The organism is Kineococcus xinjiangensis, assembly GCF_002934625.1.
GTDB classification, from domain to species: Bacteria; Actinomycetota; Actinomycetes; order Actinomycetales; family Kineococcaceae; genus Kineococcus_A; species Kineococcus_A xinjiangensis.
The window spans coordinates 42472-65489 of sequence record NZ_PTJD01000012.1 but is presented as its reverse complement, the minus strand read 5'-3'; the positions used below and the strand labels follow the sequence as shown (position 1 = coordinate 65489).

Genomic DNA, 23018 nt, shown 5'->3' with positions numbered 1-23018 from the left:
CCGCCGGATCCGCCACGCTCCGTGGCCGGCTCGTGCGCCCGACCCCACCCCGGAGAGGACCCTTTCCGGGGTGGGGAGGCCTCCCCGGCAACGGAAAGGGTCCTTTCCGTTGCCGGGGCGAGGGTCCGGCGGGGCGGGGCGGGAGCGGGGGCGGGGCTGGACGACGGCTCGGCTAGTGGGTGGCCGGACCCGCCTCGGGCGGGCGGGGCCGGTCCTGCGGGTGCAGACGCACCGCGACCAGCGCGACGTCGTCGTCCAGGGAGGCCGGCAGCATCCGCTCGAGGATGCCGTCGCAGAGCCCGTCGAGGTCCGCCCCCGCCAGGTCGGCGAGCACCCCCACGAGCCGCTCCAGGCCCTCGTCGAGGGACTGCCCCCGCCGCTCGATGAGGCCGTCGGTGTAGAGCAGCACCGTGCTGCCCCGCTCGACGGCCAGCTCCGAGTCGGCGCGCGGGAACTCCGGCGCCACCCCCAGCAGCAGCCCCGGGTGCCGGCCGTCGAGGACGGTGACGGTGCCCTCGGGGGAGACGAGGACCGGCGGCGGGTGCCCCGCGTTCGACCAGCGCAGGCGGGTCAGCCCCTCTCGCTCCTCCGCCGCGGTCTGCTCGACGCGGGCGACGAGCGCCGTCGCGGTCGTCTCCACCCCGAGCCCCTGCATCGTGGCGTCCAGGCTGCTCAGGACCGCCGCGGGCGTTCCCCCGCTGGAGTAGCCGATGCCGCGCAGCAGGGAGCGGATCTGGCCCATCGCCGCGGCGGCGTCGACGTCGTGGCCCATGACGTCGCCGATGACGAGGACGGTGCCGCCGTCCGGTTGCAGGAACGCGTCGTACCAGTCCCCGCCGACCTGCGCGGCCCGGGCGGCCGGGCGGTAGCGGACCACGATCTGGAGGTGGTCCGGCTCCGGCGGCGACGTCAGCATGCTGCGCTGCAGCCCCTCCGCGAGGCGCTGCTGCTGGGTGTAGAGGCGGGCGTTGTCCAGCGCCAGCCCCGCGCGGGCGGCCACGTCCAGGCCCGTGCCCACCACCGCGTCCGTGGCGTGCCGCTCCGGGTCGGAGCTGAAGAGGCTCAGCAGCCCGAGGACCCGTCCCCCGGCGTGCAGCGGGAGGAAGAGCACCGAGCGCGGCGCCAGCTCCGCCAGCAGCGCCCGCGCCTCCGCCGAGTGCAGGGCGCTCCCGATCGCCTGCACGGCTGCCTCGCGCACCAGCACCGGCTGTCCGCTGCGGAGGGCGCGCCGTGCGGGTGCGTCCTCGGCGAGCGCGGGCAGCCGCAGCGACGCGTACCGCTCCAGCACCTCGCGCAGCGCCGGGTCCTCGTGCCACCAGCCCAGGTCGCGCATGCCGCGTCCCGAGTCCTCGCCGGCCCGGTCGTCGACGGCGCTGACGATGCACCACTGCGCCAGCCCCGGCACCACCAGCCGGGCCAGCCGGCCCACGGCCTCCTCCAGGCCCACGGTGGCGGCGAGCGCCTCGTTGACGCCGGACAGCAGCTGCATCCGCTGCGCGGTGCGCTCCGCCCCCTCCCGGGCGGCCTCCGCCTCCCCGCGGGCGTCCTCCGCGGCGCGGCGGGCGTCCTCGGCCTCCTCCTGGGCGACGCGGCGGGCGGTGACGTCGAGGAAGTAGACCGAGAGGCCCTCCGGCGTCGGGGTGGCCCGGATCTCGTACCAGGCGTTCAGCGGATCCGGGTAGTGCGCGTCGAACGACACCGGCTGCCCCGTCGCCACCGCCTCGCGGTAGTGCTCCTCGATCGGGGAGCCCACGGCGGCGGGGAACAGCTCCCACACGTTCCGGCCGAGAACGTCCTCCCGCGACATCCCGATCAGCCGCTCCGCCTCGGCGTTGACGTAGGTGATCAGCCACTGCCGGTCGTAGGAGGCGTACCCCACCGACATCGTCTCCAGCACCCGGGCCAGGCGGGTGTCGGTGTCCTTGCGCGCCGTCGTGTCGTAGGCGGCGCCGAGCAGCCGCACCGCCCTGCCGCTCTCGTCGCCCAGCGCCCGGCCGCGGGCGAAGATCCAGCGCGTCCCCACGCCGGGCAGCTCCACGCGGTACTCGGCCTCGAACTCCCCGCACGCGGCGATCGCCGCCTCCAGCGCCCGGGTGACCCGGGGCAGGTCCTCGGGGTGGACGCGCTCGTAGAACGCCTCGATGCGGCCGCCGAAGCCGGCCCGGTCGTAGCCGAACATCTCCAGCAGCCGGTCGTCCCACTCCAGCTCACCGGTGAGCAGGTCCCAGTCGTAGCTGCCGATGCCGGCGGCCTCGATGGACAGTTGCCAGCGCAGGCGGCTCGCCTCGTACTGCACCGCCAGCGCGGACAGCTCCAGCTCGGTGACGGCGGCGACGGCGAGGTCGTCCAGCAGCGCCACGTCCGACGCGCGCCACGTGCGGGGTTCGGGGCCGAAGACGCACAGCGCGCCGAGGACGGTGCCGTCCTGGCCGCGCAGCGGAACCCCGAGGCAGGAGCGGACGGGGCCGGAGCGCACCGGCGGCAGCGACGCGACGCGCTCGTCCGCCGCGGCGTCCGCCACCACCAGCGGCCCCGCGCTCGTCGCGGCCGCCGCGCACAGCGCCGCCGCGAGGGGGACCTCCGCACCCGTCACGCTGACGTCCGAACCCGCCGCGGCGGCCACGGCCTGCGAGTCCGCCCCCAGCGACACCTGCGCCCACGGCGCCCCCGTCAGCCGCGCCGCCAGCTCCGCGAGCCGCGTCAGGGCCGGATGGCTGCGCACCGTCGCCAGCCGCCGGGTCGTCAGCTCCCCCGGCTGCGCGTCCCCTGTCTTGGTTCGCACCGCTTCGTCGTCGCCCCTGGGCGGCACCGCAGCACTCACTCCGCACTCCCGATCCGCAGACACCCCGGCCCGGGCGCTCGCCGTCGGGGACCTCTGCTGCGGCCCGTCGGGCACGTCAGCGCGCCCAGGATAGGTCGCCCCGTGGTCCGGGAGGGCCGCAGCGGGCCGCCCCGCTCACCCGAACCGGTCGACCGCCCGAACCGCCCGAGCGACAGGACCGGCCGACTGCCCCGAACCGGTCATGCCGGGCCGCGGGTCTCAAGGCGGTGGGGCACCGGCCCGATGGAAGGGGGCTGCGGGCCACCGCACCCGAGCACCGCACACGAGCACCGCGGGCCGGCACCGCGAGCCACCGGGAGGAGCGCGCATGACCGTCCGCCTGGGCGTCCAGCTCGCCGTCGTGGCCGCGCTGGTGCTGACCGCACTGGCCGTGCCCGCCCTGCGCACCCCCCTGCTGCTGGCGACGAACTGGCTGTCCGTCGCCCTGGTCGTCGCCGGGATGCGCCGCCACCGCCCCGGGCACCGCGGGGTGTGGGTGCTCGTGGTCGCGCTCGTCGCCCTGGTCGCCGCGGGCAACACGGCGGTGGCGCTGGCCGGCGCCGGGCCGGCCGCGCTCGCGGCGACCTCCGGCGCGCAGCTGACCGCGGTGGCGGCCCTGCCGCTGCTGCTGCGCACGGGTCCCGCGACCACCGCGGCGAGCACCGCCGGCGCCGGGAGGGCCCGGTGGCTGAGCGGACGCGTCCTGGACCTGTCGGTGCTCACCGTGGTCGTGGTGCTCGCCGCGAGCGAGCTGCTCCTGCGAGGCCTGGAGCTGCGCGCGGAGCGGGACCTGCCCTGGGTGCTGGTGGTCGCCCCGAGCCTCGACGTCGCCATGGCCGGCGCCCTGCTGTGGGCGGTGTTCTCCCGCACCCGGCTGGGCCCCGCCATGGTGCTGGCGATGACGGCCGGGTTCGGCTGCCTGGCCTACGACCTCCTCGTCACCCTCGACGGGCGGCGGGTCGCCCTGCCCGGGGAGCCGCTGCAGGCGCTGGGCATCGCGAACATGCTCCTGTTCGGCCTCGCCGCGACGCACCCGTCGATGGCCGCGCTGGGGGGCACCCGGACGCCCGCGCACCTGCGCCGCTCCTCCGTGCAGCTGCTGCTCCTCCTGCCGTGCGTGCTGGCGCCCACGGCGCTGCTGTCCGCCCGCGCCGCCGGCGCCCACCTCCACCTGCCCGGGCCGGTGCTGACGGCAGCCACGTTCCTCGTCATCGTCGCGGTGCTGCTCCGGGCCTTCACCGCGCTGCGGGGCAGCGAGGACGGCGCGGAGCGGGAGCCGCTCACCAGCCTGCTGAACCGGCGGGGCCTGGCCCGCGCCTACGCGGAGGCCACCTCGACGACCTCCACCTGTTCGCCCGTGCTGGTGATGGTGGACCTCGACGACTTCAAGCGCGTCAACGACCGGCACGGGCACGGCGCCGGGGACGCGCTGCTGCAGACGGTCGCGCAGCGGCTGCGCGCGGCGGTGCCGGCCCCCGGGGCGGTCGCCCGGCCGGGCGGGGACGAGTTCCTCGTGCTGCAGGACGCGGCGGGCGTCCCCGCCGCGGAGATCGGGCGGGCCCTCCTCGCGGCGCTCCGCGCCCCCGTCGACGTGGCGGGCAGCACCGTTCACGTGACCGCCAGCATCGGCGTCGTCGAGGTGCGCCGCGGCGACGACCTGGAGCGGGTCCTCGCCGACGCGGACATCGCCATGTACGCCGCCAAGGCGTCCGGGAAGTCGGCGGTGGCGGTGTTCTCCCCCGCCCTGCGCGAGGCCGCCCTGACCTCCTTCACCCTCGCCGAGGACCTGCGGGACCTGCTGGACGGCGGAGACCCGGCGCGCGTCGGCGAGCTCTTCGTGCTCCACCAGCCCCTCGTCGACCTCGGCACCGGCCTCGTCGTGGGGGCCGAGGCCCTGGTGCGCTGGCGGCACCCCGAGCGCGGCCTCATCCGCCCCGACGAGTTCCTCGGCGTGGCGGAGCGGCAGGGCACGGGCGCGCGGGTCGACGACCTGGTGCTGCACCGGGCCCTGGCACAGCTGCGCGCCTGGGACGCCGAGGGCCCCGCCGGGATCACCGTCAGCGTCAACCTCGGCCTCTCCAGCATCTGCGACCCCACGCTGGCCCGGCGCGTCCTCGCCGCGCTGGCCGAGCACCGCCTGGCGCCCGAGCGCCTCCACCTGGAGATCACCGAGCACGACGCCCTGCCCGACGACGACGCGGTGCGCGCCCGGCTGCAGGAGCTCGTCGACGCCGGGGTGGTGCTCAGCCTCGACGACTTCGGCGTCGGCTACACCTCGCTCAGCTACCTGCGCCGCTTCCCCATCAGCATCCTCAAGATCGACCGCTCGCTCGTCGCCCACGACGACGAGGCGTCACGGTCGCTGCGCGCGGGCATCGCCGCACTGGCGGCGACGCTGGACCTGCACGTGGTCGCCGAGGGCGTGGAGCACCCCCACCAGGCGCAGGCGCTGCGGGAGCTGGGCATCACCTTCGGGCAGGGCTACCACTTCGCCCCGCCGCTGGCGGCGGAGGCGTTCGCGCAGCACTGCGCGGCCCGGGCCGGCGCCACACCGGCGCCCCCGCCCGCAGCCCTCTCCCGATGAGGTGGCGCAGCGCGACGATCGCCGCCGTCGCCGCGATCTGACGCCACGACGGGGCGGTGGCCAGGCGCAGCAGGCCGGCCGCGAGGAGGAGGTCGAGGCCGATCCCGAGGGCGAGCGCGGGCCGTCGGGTGCTCAGCAGTGCACCCACCGCCGCCAGCAGCGCCGCGCCGGTGAGCAGGAGCGCGACGAGGCGGACGGCCTCGGCGGCGCTCGTCACGGCGCGCTCCGGTCCTTCCCCCCGCCCGTGGCCGACGGCCTCCCGTCGGCGTCGTCCTCGGCGATCTGGCGGCGCTCCTCCGCGATCTCCTTGGCGAGGAAGTAGTTCAGGGCGGTGCGGATCGCCGCGACCACGGCGAGCTTGGCGAGCTCCTCGAAGCTGGGCGCGACGGCGGTGCGCAGCACGTCGCTGGCGAGCTGGAACTCCAGGCCGAGCGCCAGGAAGCGGCCGAGGGTGAGACGGACGGAGACGAACTCCCGCGCGGTCCGCCGGGTCGCCACGGCCTTGAGGAAGCGGAAGAACGCCCACAGCGCACCCGCGACGATGACCACGGCGGCGCAGGCCTCCACGACCGTGACCAGGAAGCCCACGGCCTCGTGGAGCAGCTCCTCCGCCTCCTCGCTGTTCATGGTCAGCCATGCTCACGGCGCCCGCGCCGGCCCGCCACCGCAGCGCCGAGGGGGGGATCTCGCTCGCCGTGCGGACGCGGGGGCGATCAGTAGCATCGCCTGCGTGGGCGTCAGCCCGGCGGCGGTGACCCCGTGATCGGGCGACGACCGGGCCGGTGACCCGAGCGACGAGGGGGCACGGTGGCGAGGATCGAGCCACATCCGCGTCCCGGCACCCCCCACCTCCACGCGGGCAGGTTCGCCCAGCGCTACGCCCGCGCGGTGGTCGCGTGCCGACACGTCGTGGTCCTGGTCTGGATCGGCCTGGTCGCCGCCGTCCTGCTGACCACCTCCCCCGCGGAGGGCGGCCCCGCGGCGCGCCTGCAGGGGTTCATCGATCCCAGCGACCGGACCCTCGCGACGGAGATCGAGTCGGCGAAGGAGTTCGGGTTCCCGCTGATGTCGCGCACGCTGCTGGTGCAGCGCGACCCGGACGGGCTGTCCCCCTACGCGCAGGCGGAGGTGGTGCTGCGAGCGCTGGCCCTCAACCGCGGCGAGTACCCGGAGGCGGAGCCGGTGCGGGGCGCGCTGCCGGTGACGAACACGCTGGAGTGGTTCCCGGCGTCGTCGGAGCGCGGGACCACGGCCCTGACCTACCTCTTCATGGACCCGGAGGCGGGCACGGGACGGCAGACCGGCTCCGCGCAGCGCTTCGCGGCCAACCACCTGGAGGCCGACGACCACTACGTCGGCGTCACCGGCTCCATCCCCGCCCGGGAGGAGCAGTCCCACATCATCTCCGCCGCCCTGCCGATGGTGGAGCGCGTCACCCTGGTGGCGATCGCGCTGGTCGTGGCGCTGCACTTCCGCTCGGTGCTGGCGCCGGTGCTGGCCATCGGCACCGCGGGCGCGGCGTTCCTCGTCACCATCCGCCTGGCCGAGATCGTGGGCACCTTCTTCGACACCACCGTCCCGGAGGAGCTGCGGCCGCTGGTCCTCGCGCTGCTGCTCGGGGTCGTCACCGACTACGTGATCTTCTACTTGTCGGGGATGCGGCGCGCCCTGAACGACGGGCTCCCACGGCTGGAGGCCGCCCGCACGGCGAGCGGGCAGTACGGCCCCATCGTGGTGGTGGCCGGTGTGACGGTCGCCGCGGGCACCGCCGCCCTCGCCGCCGCCGACTCCCCCTTCTTCGCCGCGGTCGCACCGGCGATGGCGCTCGCCGTGCTCGTCGGGGTGGTCGTCTCCACCACGCTGGTCCCGGCCCTGATGGCGCTGCTGGGGCGGGCGCTGTTCTGGCCGACCCGCCGTCCCGTGCTGCGTCCCGCCCGCGTGCAGGCCGGGCAGGACCGCGGCATCCGCTTCCTGACGCGGCGGCCGGTGGCGCTGGTCGTGGTGCTGACCCTCACGGCGGGGCTGGCGGCGGCGTCCCTGCCCCTGCGGGACCTGCGCCTCGGGGTGGGCTTCGTGCAGTCCCTGCCGGAGACCGAGCCGGCCGGGCGGGCGGCGGCGGCTGCCGCGGAGGGGTTCACCCCGGGCATCGTGGCGCCGACCCTGCTGCTCGTGCGGGGGCAGGACGTCACCGCCCGGCGGGGGGAGCTGGCGGAGCTGAGCGCCGCCGTGGCGGCGCAACCGGGCGTCGCGGGCGTGCTGGGCCCGGGCACGCTGCCCGCCGAGCTGGAGGACCGGCTGCTGCTGGCCCCCAGCGGCGACGCCGCCCGCTACCTGGTGGTCTTCGAGGACGACCCGACGGGGGCGAGCGCGATCGCGGCCCTGCGCACTCTGCAGCAGCGCCTGCCGGAGCTGATGACCGGGGCGGGGCTGGCGGGGGCGAGCTGGGGCCTCGGCGGGGACACCGCGCTGGCCTCGGCCCTCGTGGGGATCACGGAGGGCGACCTGGGCCGGATCGCGCTGGCCGCCCTGGTGGTCAACCTGCTGATCCTGGTGCTGTTCCTGCGGGCCCTCGTGGCGCCGCTGTACCTGCTGGCCTCCAGCGTGCTGGCCCTGACCGCGTCCCTGGGCATCGCCACGTGGGTGTTCCAGGGGCTGCTGGGCCAGGACGGCATGACGTTCTACGTGCCCTTCGCCGCCGCGGTCCTGCTCGTCGCGCTGGGGTCGGACTACAACGTCTTCGCCGTCGGCAGCATCTGGGCACAGGCGCGGGGCCGTCCGCTGCGGGAGGCCGTGGTGCTCTCCGTTCCGCAGTCGTCGCGGGCGATCACGGCCGCCGCCGTCGCGCTGGCGCTGAGCTTCGGCGCGCTGGCGCTGGTGCCGCTGGCCCCGTTCCGGGAGCTGGCGTTCGTGATGGCCCTGGGGATCGTGCTGGACGCCATCGTCGTGCGCTCGCTGCTGGTGCCGACCCTGCTCGTCCTCTTCGGCCAGGTCAGCGGCTGGCCCGGGCGTGCACTGTCCGGGCGGGCCACCGCGGCCGCCACCCCCGTCCCCGCAGCCCCTCCCGGGAGCCCGTGATGCCCGCGCACAGTTCCCCGCCCCGCCCGGGATCCGCCCGGCGGCGGCCGACCTCGCGCCTGCTCGTGCCGCTGGCCACCCTGCTGCTGGGCGGCGTCGTCGGGGCCGTCGCCGTGACGGTCCTGCAGGACGACGGGGACGGCGGGCCCGCGCAGGTGAGCACCCCGGCCGAGTCCCCCGGCGGAGCTGCGGACGGCGCCGCGTCGCCGGTCGCGCCGCGCTCGTCCACGCCCGAGTCGCTGCTGGTCCCTCAGTCGTGCCTGGACCTGGCGGCGATGTCCCTGGAGACGCTGGACCTGGCGGAGCGGACCGCAGGGGCGATCGGGTCCATGAGCGCCCGGGACCTCGTGCCGGTGGTGGACCGCCTGGAGGAGCTCGACCCGCAGCTGCGGGAGCGCGTGGCGTCCTGCCGCGACGGCGCCGGAACCCCCTGAGGAGGGCTCAGCCGTCGTCGCCGCTGAGGAGGCTGCGGGGCTGGGACGTCAGGAAGCTCAGCGTCCCGTCGGTCTCCAGCACGATCGCGCTGACACCCTCCAGGTCCGCGTGCCCCTGCCCGCGGGCGGCCTGGCGCAGCTCGTCCTCGGTGACGCGGGCGCGGCGCATCGCCTCGCGCAGGAACCCGTCGCGGTAGAGCATCTGCGGCTCCGACTTCACCAGCCGCTCCACGCGGCGGCTGCGCATCGAGGCCCACGCGACGACGTACTGCAGCCCCACGAGCAGCACGAGGGCGGTCACCCCCTCCGCGAGGGCGACCGTGGAGGACAGCAGCACGGTCGCCAGGGTGGAGCCGAGCGCGACGGTGACGATGAAGTCGAAGGCGTTGAGCTTGGCGAGGGTCCGCTTGCCGGAGGTCCGCAGCAGCAGCACGAGCGCCACGTAGGCGATCGTGCCCACGACGAGGACCCGGACGATGCCCATCCAGCTGTCGAAGAACATGGCGCCACCCTCCCGGCTCCGCGACCGGACGGCGAGGCGGGAGCGGCCGCCTCACGCGCTGCGCGGCCAGCTCCACCCGTCGTTGAGCGTCAGCCTGTGCAGTGCCGTCCGCCGCTCCTCCTCCGCGCGCAGCACCTCCTCGAGGACGACGGGGTCGACGAGCGGGACGCCGACGGCGGCCAGCACGCTCATCGACGGAGTGGGCGGCGGGCCCGGTGTCGCCACCATCGCCGAGGTCACGGAGACGGTGTCGATGTAGCGGGTGATCACCTGCCGGACCGGCTCGGTGGCGCTGTCGTCCGGGCGCGCCTCCCCGGCGACACCGGCGCTGAGCAGGAGCACCGCCTCGTCCAGGACCGCGATGGCCCGGGCGGGCGAGGAGCTGGCCTTGCCGGTGTGGAAGTAGTGGAGCACCGGGTAGGCCAGGTGCTGCTCGGCGACCGCCGCGACCTCCCCGGTCAGGTCGACGAGGTGCTGCACGAAGGCCGAGCCGAACTGCCCGTCCGCCCACCCGCGGGCCACCAGCTCCTGCGGGTGGTGGCCGAGCGCCCAGATGCGCACGGCCAGGGCCCGGGCGCCCACCACCGCCTGCACCACCGAGAACAGGTACGTGATCGCCAGGGTGATCAACATGAAGCCGCTGAAGCTGGCCACCGCGGTCACCACCCGCCATCCGGGCGAGCTGGCGACGTAGTCACCCACGCCGAGCGTGGAGGTGGTGAAACCGGCGTAGTACACGACGTCGAGCACCTGGGCCGGCTTCCCGGTGTTGGAGTGGATGATCGTGCCGCTCCCGAGGAAGAGCAGCGCCCATCCGGCCCACAGCAGCACGAGCCACAGCAGCGCCGTCGACGCGAGCAGGAAGGTCCCCGCGAACCGCAGCTTCGTCTCCTCGTCGTCGACGGTGTGGCGCGAGAGCACGACCCGCCACAGGAGCCCGGTGAGGGGACGCGTCAGCGGGCCGGCACCGGCTGCGACCGCGAGCGTGGTCGTCAACGCGTCGACGAAGACGAGGACCAGGAGCGCGATCCCCAGCACGATCTCGAGCGTCGCGAGCATCGGCACATCATGCCCACCGCTCCCACGGGGCACCTCTCGCACGGCTGCAGGCAGTGACGGGGCGGCGCCCGCGGGTGGGCGGGGGGCAGCGCCCCTCGGCATGATCGGCGTGTGCACCAGCTCTACCTCGTCTACGCGGTCGCCGGTGTCGCCAGCCTCCTGCTGGCGCTCGTGAGCCGGAGGATCCGCCACCTGCCCCTCACGGAACCGCTCGTCGCCCTGCTGCTCGGGATCCTCGTGGGGCCGGCGCTCCTCGGCCTGGTCCACGTCGAGGACCGCACCCGGGACCTGCTCCTGCTGGAGGGTTCCCGGCTGCTGCTGGCGTTCTCGGTGATGGCGGCCGCCCTGCGCTTCCAGGCCGGCTCGCTGCGGCCGGTGCTGCGGGCGGTGGTGGTGCTGCTGGCGGTGGTCATGCCGGTGGCCGCCCTCGCCGCCGGTGCGGCCGCGCTGCTGCTGGGCCTGCCGCTGGCCCTGGCGCTGCTGGTGGGTGCCTGCCTCAGCCCCACGGACCCGGTCCTGGCGGCGTCGGTGGTGTCCGGGGAACCGGCGGAGGAGCGGCTGCCGGAGCGGGTGCGGCAGGTGCTGACCACGGAGAGCGGCGCCAACGACGGCCTCGCCCTGCCCGTGGTGGGCCTGGCGGTCGCCGCCGTCCTGCCGCACACCACGCCCGTCGACGCGGTCGGGCGGCTGGCGTGGGAGGTGCTGGGCGGCAGTCTGGTCGGCGTCGTCCTGGGCGTCCTCGCCGGCATCGGCCTGAACCTCGCCACGAAGGAGCGCGACCTCGCCGGCGGCCCGGAACTCGTCTACACGCTGCTGCTGGCCGTGGCCGTCCTCGGCGTCTCCCGGCTGGCGCAGACCGACGGGGTGCTCGCCGCCTTCCTCGCGGGCCTGGCGTACAACTGGTGGGTCGGCGACCGGGAGCGGGAGTCGGAGTCGAAGGTGGACGAGGCGGTCAACCGCTACGCGGTGCTCCCGCTGTTCCTGCTGCTGGGTGCCGTCCTGCCGTGGGCGCACTGGGCGGAGTTCGGTCCAGCGGCCGCCCTGTTCGTCGTGGCGGTCCTCCTGCTGCGCCGGCTGCCGTGGGTGCTGCTGCTGAAGCGGCCCGTCGGGCTGAGCACCCGCGACGCCGTCTTCGCGGGGTGGTTCGGGCCGATGGGGGTCAGCGCGGTCTTCTACCTGGCGCACAGCACCCACCAGGGCGTGCACGACGAACGGCTGTTCGCGGCGGGCACGCTCGCCATCGCGGCGAGCGTCGTGGCCTTCGGCGTCAGCGCCGCTCCCGGCACGCGCGCCTACGCCGGGGTGGCAGAGCGCGAGGATGCCGGCGCGGCACGCTGAGCCGCCGGCCCGTTGCGCCGTGCGGGTCGAGCATGCCCCGGGTGCGTCAAGTCGGGTGCTCGGCGCCCCGAAGCCTCTTGCGTGATCCCCGCCGAGCGCACGAGCGGAAGCTCCGCCGGACCCGCCCCGTGGGCGACCCGGTGCTTCCCGCTGGCCTGCCTCGTCGTCCTGGGGTTCTGGCCGGTGTCGCTGTGGCTGCTGCCCCCGCTGGCGGCGGCGGTCGCGGGGCTGTGCCTGCCCGCCGTGATGGCGCTGGGGCTGCACGTCCACCGGCCGGCGCAGCGGCTGCCGTGGGTGCTGCTGGTCGTGAGCCAGGGCTTCGGGGCGGTGTCGCACGTGGTCGCCGCGCTCCCGGGTGCCCCGGCGGTCGCCTCGCAGGGCCTGGCGGTGGTCTCGCACGTCACGGGCAGCCTGGTCGTGGCGTGGATCCTGGTGTGGATCGTCCGACGCCGGGCATCCGCCCGCCGGGGCCGCGCCTGCGCGGCGTGGCTGGAGGCGCTGGTCCTCGCGGCGGTGGTCGGGCTGGTCGCCGCACACGTGCTCGCCGAGCGCAGCGAGGTGTCCCTGACGCAGGTCGCCAGTGCCGCGAACCTGCTCCTGCTGGGCGTCGTCCTGCGCTACATCATCACCATCGCCAACACGGGGCCCGCCGTCACGATGCTGCACCTGTGCGGGCTGGTGGCGGTCGTCGGCCAGCTGCTCCAGCACCTGCCGGGCGAGCGGTTCGCGGCGGCGTACTTCGACACGCCGCCGCTGGCGGTGCCGATGGTGGCGCTGCTCACCCTGGCCGCGGCGCACCCGTCGATGGTGCTGGTCTTCGACCCCGACCTGATGGCGCGGCGGCGCTCGGCCTCCGTCCAGATGCTGGCGCTGCTGCCCCTGGTGGCGCTGCCGCCGGCGCTGTGGCTGATGGAGGGCCACCACGACGGGACGACGCTGCCGGTCTGGCTGTACCTGCTGGTGGGCGCGCTGGTCGCGGCCCTGGGGTTGCTGCGGGGCGCGTTGGCGCTGCGGGCGACCGAGCGCCGGGCAGCGCGCGACCCGCTGACGGACCTGCTCAACCGCAACGGTCTCGCGCAGGCTTTCGCCGCGCGCCGGCGACCGGCCGCGGGTGGTTCGGGCACGGCGGGTGATCCGGGGGCGGCGGCCGGCTGGGTGCTGTGCCTGCTGGACGTGGACGACTTCAAGCACGTCAACGACTCCCTCGGCCACGACGTCGGCGACACCCTGATCCTGGAGGTCGCGCGGCGGCTGACCTCGGCGGTGGGTCCCGCCGACGCGGTCGCCCGCACCGGCGGCGACGAGTTCGTGCTGCTGCTCGCCGCCGGGACGGGGGCGTCGAACCCGGAGCAGGTCCTGGACGCCGTGTTCACCGAGCCGTTCGCGCTCGCCGGGCGCCAGGTGAGCGCGCGGGCCAGCACGGGCCTGGTGCCGGTGGAACCGGGCTCCTCGATGCTGCAACTGCTCGCCGACGCGGACGTGGCGATGTACGCGGCGAAGGCCGCCGGGGGCGGGACGGTCGCCTTCACCGAGGACCTGCGCCGGCAGGTGCTGGGGCGGCGGGCGCTGGTGGAGGACCTGCGCGTGGTCCTGACCGGTGACGAGGCCGAGCGCGTGGGCGGGCTGCACGTGGTCTACCAGCCGCTGGTCGACATGGGCAGCGGGGACGTGCTGTCGTGCGAGGCGCTGGTGCGCTGGGAGCACCCCACCCGCGGGCGGGTCATGCCCGACCAGTTCCTGAGCGCGGCGGAGGACCACGGCCTGGGGGTGGCGGTCGACCGTGCGGTGCTGCGGGCCGCCCTGGCGCAGCTGGTGCGCTGGGACGCCGCCGGCCTGCCGCCGCTGTCGGTCAGCGTGAACCTCGGCCGCTCCAGCACCTGCCACCCGGGGCTGGCCCTGGACGTCCTCGACGCCCTCGCCGAGGTGGGGCTGCCCGCCTCCCGGCTGCGGCTGGAGATCACCGAGCACGAGCACCTGCCGAACGACCCGGCCATCGCCGAGGAGTTCCAGGCCCTGGTGGCCGCGGGCGTGGGGCTGTCGCTGGACGACTTCGGCGCCGGCTACGCCTCCCTGGACTACCTGCTGCGCTACCCGGTGAGCACCCTGAAGCTCGACCGCTGCATCACCGCTCCCCTGATGAGCGACCCGGAGTCGCCGCTGCTGGAGGGGGTGGTCGGTCTCGCGGCCCGGCTGGGGCTGACGGTGCTGGCGGAGGGGGTGGAGACCGCCGAGCAGCGCGAGCGCCTGGCGGGCCTGGGCATCGACCACGGCCAGGGCTGGTACTTCGCCCGTCCGCTCAGCGGCGACGACTTCGCCGGCCACGTCCTGGAGCGCACGGGCGGATCCCCGGACCTCGCCCGGGCGTGACCGCGGCGACGGCGACCGTCGGCCGGGGGAACCGCGAACCAGGGAACCCCGACCGGAGGGGAACCCTCAGGAGGCGGCGCTGCGGGGCTGCTCCGCCGGCCGGAACCCGTCCGTCGCGGGCATCGTCTCGAACAGCGGGCTGAGACCGGTGCGCTGCAGCACCTCCAGGCTGCTGCGGCTGACCCCGCGCAGCACCACCCGGGCGCCGCGGGCCCGGCACTGCCGCTTCGCGCGCAGCAGCACCGCCACGGTCACCGAGGACAGCCGGTGCACCTGCGTCAGGTCGATCACGAGGGTGGCAGGGCCCCGGTGCAGCACCTCGTCGAGGTGCCAGCGGAGCGTGCCGAGGCCCTGCAGGAGGGTGGAGTCGTCCAGCGCGATCACGACCGCGTCGTCGTGGCGCTCGAGGACGTGGATCCCCTCCACTCCGCTCACCCCCTCCCGGACCACCCATCGCGACCACCCGCCGGCCGGGCGGCGGGAGCTGGCCGCCCCACCGTGCGGCGGGGCGTGGACCCATCGTGGGAGAGGCACTTTGCGGTTCTCCGGACGTGGAGTTTGCGAACGTGTGACGATCCGCGCCGGAGGGGCCGTCCGGCACCGGGGCCGTGGCCGCGCTGGCAGCATGGCGCCGTGGCACCGCGACTGCTGATCCTCGACGACGACGACGGCATCCGGACCGCCCTGTCCCTGGCCATGGAGGACGACGGCTACGACGTGACGGCCTGGCCCAGCGCGGAGGAGGCCCTCGCCCACGTCGCCTCCGGCGCGCCGGTGGACGTCATGGTGGTCGACCTGATGCTCGGCGGGATCGACGGCTTCACCTTCATCAGGCGGGTCCGTCCCCTCAGCGACGCCCCGGTGATCGTCCTGTCCGCCCGGCAGGACAAGGGCGACATCGTGGCCGCGCTGGAGGCGGGGGCGGACGACTACGTCACCAAGCCGTTCGACCTGGCGGAGCTGTCCGCCCGGTTGCGGGCGCTGCGGCGGCGGCTGGAGGTGGCCCAGCCGTCCTCCGAGGTCGTCCTCGACCGGGAGCAGGGGCCGCTGGTGCTCGACCCCGCCGCCGGAACCCTGCGGCGGGGGACGGAGGCGGTGCACCTGACCGCCACCGAGTTCCGCCTGCTGTGCGAGCTGGCGTCCCCGCCCGGCCGGGTGCTCAGCCGGCCCGTGCTGCTGCAACGGGTCTGGGACCACGGCTTCTTCGGCGACGAGCGCCTCGTGGACGTCCACATCCGGCGGCTGCGCACCAAGGTGGAGCCCGATCCGTCCACACCCCGCCTCGTGGCGACGGTGCGGGGGCTGGGGTACCGGCTGGACGTGCGGTGAGGGGATGGGCGCGCGGGGGGCTGCGCACCCGGGTGGTGGCGTCCTTCACCCTCGGCGCCATGGCGCTGGCGGGGCTGGCGGCGCTGCTCATCTACGGGCTGGCGCGCGGGTACCTGGTGGACCAGCGCGAGCGCAGCGCCGTGCGCCAGGCCTTCGCCGACGCCTCCTACGTCCGCGACGGCCTGCGCACCAGCGGTTTCCCGGTCAGCGACGTCCTCGGCGGGGTGGCCCCGCCGGCGGGGGCCGCGATCCTCGTCCGCCGCGACGGCCGCTGGTACTCGACGTCGCTGGAGGTCGGTGACGAGGACCTGCCCGCCGGGCTGGTGGGCGTCGTGGAGGGCGGGGAGGCGGGGACGGCCTGGGCGAGCCAGGGTCGCCGCCCGGTCCTGGTGGTGGGGGTCCCCCTGCCCGCCGTCGACGCGGAGTACTACGCGGTGACGGTCACCTCGGAGCTGCAGAGCACCCTCGACGCCCTGCGCACCGCGCTCGTCGCCTTCGCCCTGCTCATCGCCGCCGGCGCCGGGCTGCTGAGCGCGTGGGCGGCGCGCCGGGCGATGGCGCCGCTCAACGCGGTCGCCGGGACCGCCGCCCGCATCGCCGGCGGGGAGCTGGGGACGCGGCTGGCGCCGACGAGCGATCCCGACCTGGCCACGATCGTGGGGTCCTTCAACAGCATGGTCGACGCGCTGGAGGAGCAGATCCAGCGGGAGGCCCGCTTCACCGCGGACGTCAGCCACGAACTGCGCTCGCCCCTCACCGCGCTGGTGACCAGCGTGGACCTGCTGCAGCGCCGCCGCGACGACCTGCCCGAGCGCTCCCGCCAGGTGCTGGACCTCGTGCGCCGGGAGCTGGACCGCTTCGCGCGGACGCTGGAGGACCTGCTGGAGCTGGGGCGGCTGGAGGCGGGGGCGAGCGCCGGCGAGCGCGTCGACGTGGCGCTGGGCGACCTCGTGCGGCAGGCCCTGGACCGGTGCGGGAGGCCCGTCTCGCTGCTGGCCGCGGCACCGGGCGGGGCGGCCGAGGTCGTGGTGCACGTCGACAAGCAGCAGCTCAGCCGCGCGCTGGTGAACCTCGTCGACAACGCGGAGCGCCACGGGCGGGGGCTGGTGTCGGTGTCGCTGCGCCGTGAGGGCGCCCATGCCCTCGTGCAGGTCGACGACGCCGGGCCGGGGGTCGCCGAGGAGGACAGGCAACGGGTGTTCGAGCGGTTCGCGCGGTCGGGCTCCAGGGGTTCCCTGCCGGGGGCGGGCCTGGGGCTGAGCCTCGTCGCGGAGAGCGTGCACGCCCACGGCGGCGCGGTGTGGTGCGAGGACTCCCCCCAGGGCGGGGCGCGGTTCGTCGTGCGGCTGCCCGCGAGGGCGCGGATCCCCCGCGGGGTTCCGGCGTGAGGGCGTCGGGGCCGCTCGCGCTGGCGGTCGCGCTCGTCGCCGGCGGCTGCGGCGCCCCCGGTCCGGGGGAACCGCACGTGCTGCCCCGCAGCGAGGTTCCCTACGACCTGCTGAGCCCGGCGCCGGAACCCGCGCCCGTCCCGTCGGGGTCGCCCGAGGTGGCGGCCGGGCCGCAGGCGTACTTCGTCGACACCAGCGGGCTGCTCGTCCCGGTGAGCGCGCAGGTCGCCGCCGACCCCGGGCACGGGGGCGGCAGCCGCCTGGACGGGAACGGACCGCGCAGGGTCGTCGCCCGGGTGCTGGCCCGGCTGAGCGCGGGGCCCGACGAGCGGGAGCGGGCGCGGGGGCTGGCCAGCGCCCTGGAGCCGGGGGTGGAGCTGGAGGTCCTCGGCGTGGACTCCGGGACGGCCACCGTCGAGGTGCCGCCGTTCGCGCAGGAGCCGACGGCCGACCGGCTCCCCCTGGTGGTGGGGCAGATCGTGCTGACGGCCACGTCCGTCCCGGGGGTCCACACCGTGCGGCTGCGTCGCGACGGCGAGGTGCTGGAGGTCCCGGTGCCGGGGGGTGCGCGGACGTCGGCCCTGCTGACGGCGGCGGACTACGCCCCGCTCACCGCCTCCGGCACCCGGGCGGTGCCGTGACGGTGCCGCCGTGACGGTGCCGCCGTGACGGGGTTCCCCGACGGGGCTTCCCCCCGGGCGACGAAGCCTCCTAGGGTGACGCGGGTCCCTCCGCCGCGATCCGGCGGTTCCAGGCACGCATGCACCAGGTGACGACAGACACCCATGCGACGAAGCATCCGGGAGTTCACGTGATCTCGAGCACCACCTCGTCCCGCCGCGCGCGCAGGGCGCGCACCGGCGTCTCCGCCCTGGCAGGCGCCGCGCTCCTGCTGACGAGCGCCGTCGGCATCGCCTCGGCCCACCCGACCCACGACGGCAGCGGCAAGGAGGCCGGTTTCGACCTCGTCGCGGAACAGCTCAGCCCCGGCGGCGTGCCGATGGAGCGGATGGGCCCGCAGCGCTGCGAGGACGGCAAGGCCGGCATCTTCCCGTGCCACAAGGTCGACCTGGCCGCGTTCCTGCCGCTCACCGAGATGGACAGCGTCTGGTCGAACGACGTCTGGGGCTGGACGGACCCGAAGACCAAGCGCGAGTACGCCCTCGTCGGGCTGTACGAGGGCACCGCGTTCGTCGACGTCACCGTCGCCTCGAACCCGGTCTACCTCGGGACGCTCCCGACGGCCCACCCGGGCAGCGGCAACATCTGGCGCGACGCCAAGGTCTACCGCGACCACGTCTACATCGTGAGCGAGGCGCGCGACCGCACGCCGGGCGCCACGACGGGCGCCGGCCTGCAGGTGTTCGACCTGACGCAGCTCCGCGGCGTCACCTCGGAGCGGCAGTGGACGGCGACCAACCACCTCACCGAGTTCACCCAGGCGCACAACATCGCGCTGAACGAGCAGAGCGGTTTCGCCTACGTCGTCGGGGCCTACGCGAACGTGACCGCGAAGGGCTGCGAGGACGTGCACGGCGGCCTGCTCGCCTACGACCTGAAGGACCCGGCGAACCCCGTCCTGGCCGGCTGCTTCGGCGACGACGGCTACACCCACGACGTGCAGTGCGTGGACTACGCCGGGCCGGACGTGCAGCACCGCGGCCGGGAGATCTGCATCGCGTCCAACGAGGACACCGTGACGATCGTCGACGCCACCGACAAGAAGGCGTTCGAGCAGCTCGCCCGGGTGCCCTACGAGACCAGCAGCTACACCCACCAGGGCTGGCTGACGGAGGACCACCGGTACTTCCTGCTCGGTGACGAGCTCGACGAGCTCAACGGCGAGGTGTCGGAGACCACGACCTACATCTGGGACCTGACGGACCTCGACGCGCCGGTGCTCAACGGCACGTACGGCCACGGCAACCCGGCGATCGACCACAACATCTTCGTCAAGCAGGGGCTGGCCTACCAGAGCAACTACACGTCGGGCCTGCGGATCACCGACACGTGGAAGGCGAACCAGGGCCGGCTCACCGAGCGCGGTTTCTTCGACGTGTACCCGGCCGACGACTCGACGACCTTCGCGGGCACCTGGAGCAACTACCCCTACTTCCCGTCGGGGACCGTCGTCGTGACGGGCACCGAGGAGGGTCTGTTCGTCCTCAAGCCCCGCGTGAAGTCCTCCGACAACGACCACCGCCGCGGCGCCAAGCCGTGACGCGCTGACCCGGTCGCGTTCGAGGGCCGTCGCATCCCACCGGGTGCGGCGGCCCTCGCCGTCGGTGCTGGTGCGCGACGGGTGCCTGGCGGGTTTCCGCGGCGGACGCCGACGATCACGGCTCCGGTTGCCCCGGCCACCGGGGCCGACGTACGGTCGGAACGGGTCCGGATCGTGGCTCTCCGCGTTGAACCATCGAGGTACTCGTGCAACCGCCCCGGCCGTCCCGTCCCTCCCCGCCGCCTGCCGTCGCGGCCGAGCTCGACCGCGGCGTTCCTCCGGCTCACGCCGGGGACCGCGTCCGCCTGGACCTCGCGCCGGACGCCGACGCCCTCGCGCAGGCGCGCCGCTTCCTCCACGTCTACGCCCAGCAGTCCGGGTTCGACGAGGACGGCGCCGACGACCTCGTGCAGGCCGCCGCGGAACTCCTCGCCGCCGGCGGCACCACCCACCAGCCGGTGGCGGTGGCGGTGCAGGAGAGCCGCGACGCGCTCACCGTCCTGGTCGACCTCGCGGGCCCGGCGACCGTCGACGTGGCCGACGACGCCGTCCTGCTGCTCAGCGGCCTCAGCCGCGAGTGGGGTTGGCGCCGCTCGTCCGAGGCCGTGCAGGTGTGGTGCGAGGTGCCCGTGCGGGCACCGCGCTGAGCCCGCCCGGCGGGCGGACCCGCTCGCATCCGGCCCGGCGCACCGGGCGACGAGTGACGACGAGGACGGGTGGGCGGACGTGAGGCAACGGAAGGGTTCAGGGGCCGAGCGGTCCGGGGCGGCGGTGTGGGTGTGGCCGGCCGGAGCGGGCGCGCTGGCGCTCGTGGCGGCCCTCGTGCTCGCCCAGATCCGCCCGGAGGCCCAGACCCTGCTGTCCCGACTGGCGTGGCCGGGCGGGACGGACTCGGCCACCACCATGCTGCAGGCCATCGCAGCGGCCTCGATCAGCACGATCACACTGACGTTCTCCCTCACCGTGGTGGCCCTGCAGCTGGCCTCCCAGCAGTTCTCCCCGCGGCTGCTGCGCGACTTCATGCGCGACCCGTGGACGAAGTCCGTCCTGGCGGTGCTGGTGGCGACCTTCGTGTTCTCGCTCACCGTGCTGCGCGGGCTGCGACCGGACGCCCCGGTGCCGGCGGCGGCCGTGTTCACGGCGTTCGTGCTGGGCATCGCCTCGATGGCGGCGGTCCTGGGTTTCATCAACCACCTCACGACCCTGCTGCGGGTCGACACGATGATGCTCACGGTCCACAACGAGGCGCGGCGGGCCATCGACGCCTTCTACCCCGACTACGGCGACCACCGGCCGCGCCGGCCGGAGGAGCTCGGCGTCGACTGGACCGCGGGCACCAGCGTCGCGGCACCGGGCAGCGGGTTCGTCCGCAGGGTCGACGTCTCGGCCCTCGTGCAGGCCGCCGAGGGCGCGGAGGCGGTGGTGTGGATCGACGTCCGCCCCGGGGACCACGTGGTGCGCGGCACGCCCTTCGCGACGGTCCACGCGCCGCACCTGGCGCACGGGAAGCTGGAGGAGCTCGAGGAGGCGATCCGCTCCGCGGTGGTGGTCGGCTACGAGCGCACGGTCGAGCAGGACTCCGCCTACGGGTTCCGCCAGCTCACCGACATCGCCGTCAAGGCGCTCTCGCCGGGCATCAACGACCCGGTGACGGCCGCGCACTGCATCGGTCACGCTGCCGACCTGCTCGTCCAGCTGGAGGGCAAGCGGCTCGGACCGACGCTCCACGAGGACTCCCGCGGCGTCGGGCGGGTCGTGGTCCCCGACCGGGACATCCGCTACTACCTCGACCTCGTCTGCGGGCAGATCCGCCGCTACGGCGGCCGGGAGCCGACCGTGCTGGTCGCGCTGCTGCGCATGCTGCGCGACATGGCGACCGCCGTGCGGGAGGACACGAACCGGGAGGAGATCGAGCGCCAGGTGGACCTGATCCTGGCGGAGGTCCCCGACTCCCTCGCCGCCGTCGACGTGCAGCGGGTGGAGGACCTCGCCCACCGGGTGCGCGCGACCCTCGCCGGCGACGTCCGCCGCGCCTACCAGGACCGCGCCGGAGAGACCCGCTCGCTCTGAGCCGGCGAGCCGGCCGGGAACGGGACCTCCGGCGACGGGCGGCGCCCCGGAGACGGCGGCCCCTCAGTAGCGCAGGACCGCCGCGAGGGGCCCGTCGAGGGCGTCCTCCTCGTCGAGGAGGTGGAGGCGTCCGCCGTTGCGCAGCGTCTGCACGGCCGCGTCCTCCAGCAGGTCCCGGCCCGCGGACGCGTCGTCGCCCCCTGCGAGGGTCACCTGGTCCGTGGACTCGTCGTAGCGGCCGCGGACCACCTCCTCCCGCGCGGTGAGGAAGAGGACGTCCACGCGCCCCTGGTGCGCCGCCCGCACGGCGTCCTCGACACCGGCCGCGGCCTTGGCGTCACCGTTGCCGAGGAGGGAGCGGAACCGCTCGAGGTCCGCGCGGCGCTCACCGTCCAGGCGTTCGCGCACGGCGGTGTAGGCCGCGTCGTGCAGGGCGGCGGAGTCGAGCACGTCGGGGTTGGTCTCCACGAGGGCCGCCAGCAGGGGACCGATCGTGCAGGCCTTGCGGACGTGCCCGCCCAGTTCCGCGTCGGCGACGAGCACGACGGGGACCTGGCGCTTCGCGGAGCGCGCGTCCAGGGCGCGCGCCACGTCGTGGGCGAAGTCCACGAGCCGGTTCTTGGCCCACTCCGCCGGGCTGTCGCCGTAGACCTGGGCGTTGCTGATGTCCACCACGCCGGTGTTCGGGCGAGCCGCGGGACTGGCCTGCACGGGGTTCTCGTAGTCCAGCTCCCCGATCTCCTCCTCGAGGTTCTTCGGGAAGCCGGCCTCCTCGTCCTCCACGAGGGCGAAGCGCGACGCCTGGAAGACGCGCACCGCGCCCGCGGTGACGGTGACCACGTCGAAGACCCCGTCCGCGGCCAGCACGGGCAGCAGCGGCCTCACCTGGAACCCGGAGCCGACCTCGACGTGCTCCTCGACCGGGAACGGCAGCTTGTGCACGGCCACCCCGTCACCGTCGAGGAAGAGGGCCAGTCCCTCGCTCTGGTGCTGCCAGAAGGGGTGGTCGCCGAGCAGCTCCGTCGCCGGGGCGAGGAACTCCTCCGCGTCCGCCGGCGCGACGCCGATCGAGTGCAGGCGCTCCCGCGCCAGCGTCGTGAGGTTCTTCAGGCGGATGGGGTCCTGGCGGATCTCGCTGCCCCGCACGTGGGTGGGCAGGTAGATCGACACGCCCAGGCGTGGCTCTGCGGACATCAGGGTCGTCAGGTCGTCTCGGGTGAACACGGTTCCTCCTCGGCTTCGTCGGCGGCGGGCCGGTGGGGCCCGCCCTCGGTCGCCCGGACCGTCAGATCGGGCCCTCCTCCACGGGCAGGTGGCGGAGGGAGTCCCCGCCCTTGTGCATGCCGGCCTTGTCGAAGGTCCGCTGCAGCAGCCGGGCGAGCTTCCTCACGGCGCCGGTGCAGGCCTCCTCCACGGAGCCGGCGTGCTCGGTGACCGCGACGGGCTGCCGGCCGGCCGGGCGCGCCTCGATCGTGCAGCGCATGTCGGCCACCTCGGACCTCCCGGCGGCCTCGTCGCCGACGTGGACCTCGACGCGCGTCAGGTGCTCCCGGAACCGCGCGAGCTCGTCGTCCACCTGGGACTCCAGGCGCTGGCTGAGATCTGCGTCCACGGTGCCGTGCCCGTCGGAGTTGACCAGGATCTGCATGAGAGCGCTCCTTCTGGTTCGTCGGGAAGGCTCGGTCGGTGGTGCGGTCCGAGCGCAACGACCACTCCCACCAACGTAGGCGCCGGGGCCCCGACGGCAAGCCGGACGCCGGGGCCGGAGGCGGACCTCGCAGCATCGCAACGAAGGGGACCGGGATCCGTCACGGGACCGCCGGACGATCG

Annotated in this window: 19 protein-coding genes; 11 read left to right on the top strand and 8 right to left on the bottom strand. The window is 75.3% G+C overall.

Features of this window, described 5'->3' with window-relative positions:
• Positions 1-172: 172 nt before the first annotated feature.
• Entirely contained in the window at positions 173-2782 is a 2610-nt protein-coding gene (locus tag CLV92_RS15705; protein ID WP_245886872.1) for a SpoIIE family protein phosphatase, read from the bottom strand.
• Between the two features lie 367 nt (positions 2783-3149).
• On the opposite strand from CLV92_RS15705, the gene CLV92_RS15700 reads away from it, so the two are divergent.
• Entirely contained in the window at positions 3150-5405 is a 2256-nt protein-coding gene (locus tag CLV92_RS15700; protein ID WP_104434244.1) for a putative bifunctional diguanylate cyclase/phosphodiesterase, read from the top strand.
• On the opposite strand, the gene CLV92_RS23090 is transcribed toward CLV92_RS15700, so the two are convergent.
• Both CLV92_RS23090 and CLV92_RS15690 read right to left on the bottom strand, forming a co-directional pair.
• A complete protein-coding gene (locus tag CLV92_RS23090; RefSeq protein WP_342762351.1) occupies positions 5287-5553 on the bottom strand; it encodes a DUF1622 domain-containing protein in 267 nt (88 codons plus the stop codon). The genes CLV92_RS15700 and CLV92_RS23090 overlap by 119 nt on opposite strands.
• Positions 5554-5618: 65 nt before the next feature.
• Positions 5619-6032: a DUF1622 domain-containing protein gene (locus CLV92_RS15690; RefSeq protein WP_104434240.1), complete on the bottom strand. Its 414-nt coding sequence runs from the start codon at positions 6030-6032 to the stop codon at positions 5619-5621.
• 180 nt (positions 6033-6212) lie between these two features.
• Here CLV92_RS15690 and CLV92_RS15685 point away from each other — a divergent pair, with 180 nt between their 5' ends.
• On the top strand, positions 6213-8480 hold the full coding sequence (locus CLV92_RS15685) for an MMPL family transporter (RefSeq protein ID WP_104434238.1): 2268 nt from the start codon (positions 6213-6215) through the stop codon (positions 8478-8480).
• The gene (locus tag CLV92_RS15680) at positions 8480-8914 is read left to right on the top strand and encodes a hypothetical protein (protein WP_104434236.1); all 435 of its coding nucleotides are present in this window, start codon (positions 8480-8482) and stop codon (positions 8912-8914) included. The genes CLV92_RS15685 and CLV92_RS15680 overlap by 1 nt, the downstream gene beginning before the upstream one ends.
• Positions 8915-8921: 7 nt before the next feature.
• On the opposite strand, the gene CLV92_RS15675 is transcribed toward CLV92_RS15680, so the two are convergent.
• Both CLV92_RS15675 and CLV92_RS15670 read right to left on the bottom strand, forming a co-directional pair.
• Positions 8922-9416, bottom strand: a complete 495-nt coding sequence (locus CLV92_RS15675) for a DUF421 domain-containing protein (protein WP_104434234.1) — start codon at positions 9414-9416, stop codon at positions 8922-8924.
• Positions 9417-9467: 51 nt separating this feature from the next.
• Positions 9468-10475, bottom strand: a complete 1008-nt coding sequence (locus tag CLV92_RS15670) for a potassium channel family protein (protein ID WP_158257281.1) — start codon at positions 10473-10475, stop codon at positions 9468-9470.
• A gap of 111 nt (positions 10476-10586) precedes the next feature.
• On the opposite strand from CLV92_RS15670, the gene CLV92_RS15665 reads away from it, so the two are divergent.
• Both CLV92_RS15665 and CLV92_RS15660 read left to right on the top strand, forming a co-directional pair.
• Positions 10587-11813, top strand: coding sequence for a cation:proton antiporter domain-containing protein (locus CLV92_RS15665; protein WP_104434230.1), 1227 nt, complete (start codon positions 10587-10589; stop codon positions 11811-11813).
• Between the two features lie 81 nt (positions 11814-11894).
• Positions 11895-14180, top strand: coding sequence for a putative bifunctional diguanylate cyclase/phosphodiesterase (locus CLV92_RS15660; protein ID WP_104434228.1), 2286 nt, complete (start codon positions 11895-11897; stop codon positions 14178-14180).
• A 66-nt stretch (positions 14181-14246) separates the two neighbouring features.
• On the opposite strand, the gene CLV92_RS15655 is transcribed toward CLV92_RS15660, so the two are convergent.
• Positions 14247-14615 carry an STAS domain-containing protein gene (locus CLV92_RS15655; protein WP_158257280.1) on the bottom strand — a complete coding sequence of 123 codons (369 nt, stop codon included), beginning with the start codon at positions 14613-14615 and terminating at the stop codon, positions 14247-14249.
• A gap of 198 nt (positions 14616-14813) precedes the next feature.
• On the opposite strand from CLV92_RS15655, the gene CLV92_RS15650 reads away from it, so the two are divergent.
• From CLV92_RS15650 to CLV92_RS15625, 6 genes are all read left to right on the top strand, one after another.
• A complete protein-coding gene (locus tag CLV92_RS15650) occupies positions 14814-15509 on the top strand; it encodes a response regulator transcription factor (protein WP_104434224.1) in 696 nt (231 codons plus the stop codon).
• The gene (locus CLV92_RS15645) at positions 15506-16897 is read left to right on the top strand and encodes a HAMP domain-containing sensor histidine kinase (RefSeq protein ID WP_211291173.1); all 1392 of its coding nucleotides are present in this window, start codon (positions 15506-15508) and stop codon (positions 16895-16897) included. Before CLV92_RS15650 ends, CLV92_RS15645 begins: the two co-directional genes overlap by 4 nt.
• Positions 16894-17538 (top strand): GerMN domain-containing protein, encoded by a 645-nt coding sequence (locus CLV92_RS15640; RefSeq protein ID WP_158257279.1) that lies wholly within the window; start codon positions 16894-16896, stop codon positions 17536-17538. The genes CLV92_RS15645 and CLV92_RS15640 overlap by 4 nt, the downstream gene beginning before the upstream one ends.
• 170 nt (positions 17539-17708) lie before the next feature.
• Positions 17709-19118 (top strand): choice-of-anchor B family protein, encoded by a 1410-nt coding sequence (locus tag CLV92_RS15635; RefSeq protein WP_211291172.1) that lies wholly within the window; start codon positions 17709-17711, stop codon positions 19116-19118.
• 206 nt (positions 19119-19324) lie between these two features.
• On the top strand, positions 19325-19765 hold the full coding sequence (locus tag CLV92_RS21545; protein ID WP_104434218.1) for a hypothetical protein: 441 nt from the start codon (positions 19325-19327) through the stop codon (positions 19763-19765).
• A gap of 79 nt (positions 19766-19844) precedes the next feature.
• The gene (locus CLV92_RS15625; RefSeq protein WP_104434216.1) at positions 19845-21188 is read left to right on the top strand and encodes a DUF2254 domain-containing protein; all 1344 of its coding nucleotides are present in this window, start codon (positions 19845-19847) and stop codon (positions 21186-21188) included.
• A 63-nt stretch (positions 21189-21251) separates the two neighbouring features.
• Here the strand turns inward: CLV92_RS15625 and CLV92_RS15620 are convergent, their stop codons facing one another.
• Together CLV92_RS15620 and CLV92_RS15615 are read right to left on the bottom strand one after the other, a co-directional pair.
• Positions 21252-22412, bottom strand: coding sequence for a baeRF3 domain-containing protein (locus CLV92_RS15620; protein WP_104434214.1), 1161 nt, complete (start codon positions 22410-22412; stop codon positions 21252-21254).
• 61 nt (positions 22413-22473) lie between these two features.
• Positions 22474-22836, bottom strand: coding sequence for an HPF/RaiA family ribosome-associated protein (locus tag CLV92_RS15615; RefSeq protein ID WP_104434212.1), 363 nt, complete (start codon positions 22834-22836; stop codon positions 22474-22476).
• Between the last annotated feature and the right edge of the window lie 182 nt (positions 22837-23018).

Bases quoted from the DNA above. Each gene is read 5' to 3' on its own strand.
- CLV92_RS15700 (WP_104434244.1), top strand. From the start codon at position 3,150: ATGACCGTCCGCCTGGGCGTCCAGCTCGCCGTCGTGGCCGCGCTGGTG.
- CLV92_RS15690 (WP_104434240.1), bottom strand. From the start codon at position 6,032: ATGAACAGCGAGGAGGCGGAGGAGCTGCTCCACGAGGCCGTGGGCTTC.
- CLV92_RS15680 (WP_104434236.1), top strand. From the start codon at position 8,480: ATGCCCGCGCACAGTTCCCCGCCCCGCCCGGGATCCGCCCGGCGGCGG.
- CLV92_RS15675 (WP_104434234.1), bottom strand. From the start codon at position 9,416: ATGTTCTTCGACAGCTGGATGGGCATCGTCCGGGTCCTCGTCGTGGGC.
- CLV92_RS15670 (WP_158257281.1), bottom strand. From the start codon at position 10,475: ATGCTCGCGACGCTCGAGATCGTGCTGGGGATCGCGCTCCTGGTCCTC.
- CLV92_RS15615 (WP_104434212.1), bottom strand. From the start codon at position 22,836: ATGCAGATCCTGGTCAACTCCGACGGGCACGGCACCGTGGACGCAGAT.